General features: G+C 36.3%; 2 protein-coding genes. Both read left to right on the forward strand.

Translation table 11 applies throughout. From position 1 onward, the window contains the following. The first annotated feature begins 132 nt into the window (after window positions 1-132). Complete coding sequence (locus tag ACSX1H_RS18990; protein WP_439185833.1) at window positions 133-657, forward strand: hypothetical protein; 525 nt, start codon at window positions 133-135, stop codon at window positions 655-657. Window positions 658-987: 330 nt separating this feature from the next. Then, window positions 988-2,760 carry a S41 family peptidase gene (locus ACSX1H_RS18995; RefSeq protein ID WP_439185834.1) on the forward strand — a complete coding sequence of 591 codons (1,773 nt, stop codon included), beginning with the start codon at window positions 988-990 and terminating at the stop codon, window positions 2,758-2,760. Window positions 2,761-3,056 lie beyond the last annotated feature (296 nt).

A 3,056-nucleotide genomic window follows, 5' to 3' on the forward strand; every position in this document is an offset into this window, starting at 1 on the left:
CAGTAGTAAAATCAGCAGTTGTAGCCCGCTCCAACTCTTCTGTAACTTGACAGGAAAGTACCACGCAGTCGGCTACTATTCTTATACTCACCGTTAGGTGGCATTCCCAAATTCAAGCAAAAATTGGGCTAAATGATAGAAAAAGCCGAGATTATAAGTCAACCATATTCTGGACAATTTGAGGAGAGAATTTATGATTATGAGAGTCCATGGAATTCACAAAGCTGGACTTGGATAAAGTTCACAAATGTAGACTTTACTGAGTGGTGTGGACATTTTAGAGGTTTCCCTAAGCAGGTTGCTATCTCTTTTAGATATGAAATCGTTTTAGTATTGACCTCAAAGTATATTTTTCAATTAGACATTAATAGTGGTAATTTAATGAAAGTGGAAGACCATGGGCAATACCATAATTTGACAGTGGCACCGAATGGAGACTTCCTAATCTCCGACTATTACCATATTGAAAAAGTAGAAAATAATATAGACCATAAAATCCTATTAAGAAGCCCAATAAAAATGGATTTGATTGAGTTTAAGAAATGGAATGGTGAAATATTAGAATTTACATGCGATGAATTTTTGAATTGGAATAGGCATTTAACAATGGAGTATGATTGCAAAAATGATATGATTAAAATAAAAAACGCCACCTAACAAACCGCAATAGCGCATAAGGCATTCGTGGTGTTTTACAAAGTCCGCAACTTCGGCTGGCAGCGCCAAATCGCAGATTTGGCTTTAAAAGAAATGTAAAACAAAATATGCGCTTTGGCTTCACTCCTTTTTGGAAGGTTGGTGAGGTCAACATTCGCCTTACGACGCCATGCGGCAGGCCGTTAGAGGGCATTCCCCCTATAAACCTATGGAATTGATTTTTAGACAAGGTAATCAATACCTTTTAGGTTTATTCAATTCTTTTGCTAACGTGCAAATATTCAAGGGAATGTAAATTATAAATTTTGACGTTAGGATAACAAAAATAACATGAAAGTACATATTTATTGCATAACAATATTCTTACTGCTCTTGATTGGTTGTAGTAAAGAATCAAAAAGGATTGAAAATCAGATTACTTTCGCAAAGGTATACGGATATGTCAAATATTTTCATCCAAGTGATGAGGCTACTCAGCTTGATTGGAACAGTTTTTCGATATACGGTGCTGCTCAGATAGACCAATGCAAATCACAAAGTGATGTTATTAAGGTTTTAGAAATCCTATTTGAACCAATTGCTCCAACAATTAGATTTTCATCCGATATTTCAGAATTTGATTCTAACCTACCTGTACCCGACAGTCTTGAAGGATTTAAGTCAACATATTGGCAACATTTCGGTGTTAGTATCGGGATGGAAAATAAAGGAAGACCTTATGAAAGCAGAAGGATAAATAGAGGTAATGATGAAAGTAGTATCCAACTTTTCAACTATCAACCGGATACTAATGAATGCATCATTAAAGAAATCGGCAATGGCATATACTGCCAGATTCCACTAGTGCTTTATTCTAATAATGACTATACCTTTCCGCAGGCAAACCACGATGACCTGATAAAATTGCAAGACGAATTAAAGCGCATTAAATATTCATTAACTCAGAATTCGTACTCTCGATTAGGGAATGTGATAAATGTATATAATGTGTTTCAACACTTTTATCCCTATTTTGATGTTGTTGATGTTAATTGGGAAGATGAATTTAAGTGTGCACTTCAAAGATGCTATTCTGACGAAACAAAATCAGACCATTTAATTACGCTTCAAAAATTCACAGCTTCTCTTAAAGATGGTCATGTTAACGTTTATGGTAAATCGGTGAGTTCAGCTTACGCTCCTCCGATTGCTTGGGAGTGGGTCGAGAATAAGTTAATCATCACACAGGTTGAAGAAAATAATGACTCAATAAAATTAGGAGATATTGTAACTCATGTCGATGGCAAAACTTCAAAACAGTATTTTAAAGAGACCTATTCGAGAATCTCAGCGGCAACTGAGGGATGGCTGAACTATAGAGCTAACACTATTAGTTTATTGGGAGATTATCAAAGTTGTATAGAGCTTGTAATTGATGGAAATGAATATCAATTAAAAAGAACCGTTAAGCCATATCAGTGGTCGAGACAATCGGTGAATAGCAATAAATATAAAGAAATAGAAAAGGGGATTTGGTATCTGAATCTGGATATCATTGAAATGGATACAATTACCATGTTATTACCTAAACTGCAGGATTGTAACTCAATCATCTGTGATTTGAGAGGGTATCCTAAAGGCAATCATGGTTTTATTCAACACCTTTTGGCGATTAATGACACAACGTCAGCATGGATGCAAACACCTCAAATTGTATATCCTAACCAAGACAAAATCATAGGTTACAAAAAGCACAATTGGATAGATGTAATGAAAACCCAAAAACCATACTTGGGCGACAAAAACGTGTTTTTTATAACTGATGGGCGAGCTATCAGTTATGCAGAAAGTTACATGGGCTATATTGAAGGGTATAATCTTGCCACAATTATTGGTCAACCTACAGCCGGGACAAATGGAAATGTCAATCCTTTTGGTCTGCCTGGCGGATACAAGATTTCATGGACCGGTATGAAAGTCATTAAACATGATGGCACCCAACAGCACGGTGTCGGAATATTGCCCGATATATATGTTGAAAAAACAATACAAGGGGTAAAAGACGGCCGAGATGAATTTTTAGAAAAAGCTATTGAATTAGCAAAAGACAAAAACGCCCTCTAACAAGCCGTCATAATGCATAGCTTGCCGCAGGCGCAACACAAGCTACGCATCATACGGCAGGCCGTTGTAACCTATTTGTTGGTTAAATATTTACAGATTGATTTTGGTCGTCCGCCAAAAACCAAAACTTAGAATAACTTGGCCACTAATCCTGATTTGGTTTGTTTCATATCAGCCCAGACGTTCAGATTGCAATGCCTTTGGAATTGATTTTCAAACGTGAACAGGAATCATTTTTATTTACAAACTGTTTACGCCGCTCTTATTCTGTTTTAAGTTGACTATAAGCAGTTTTA

The organism is Carboxylicivirga taeanensis, assembly GCF_051851475.1.
Classification (GTDB): domain Bacteria; phylum Bacteroidota; class Bacteroidia; order Bacteroidales; family Marinilabiliaceae; genus Carboxylicivirga; species Carboxylicivirga taeanensis.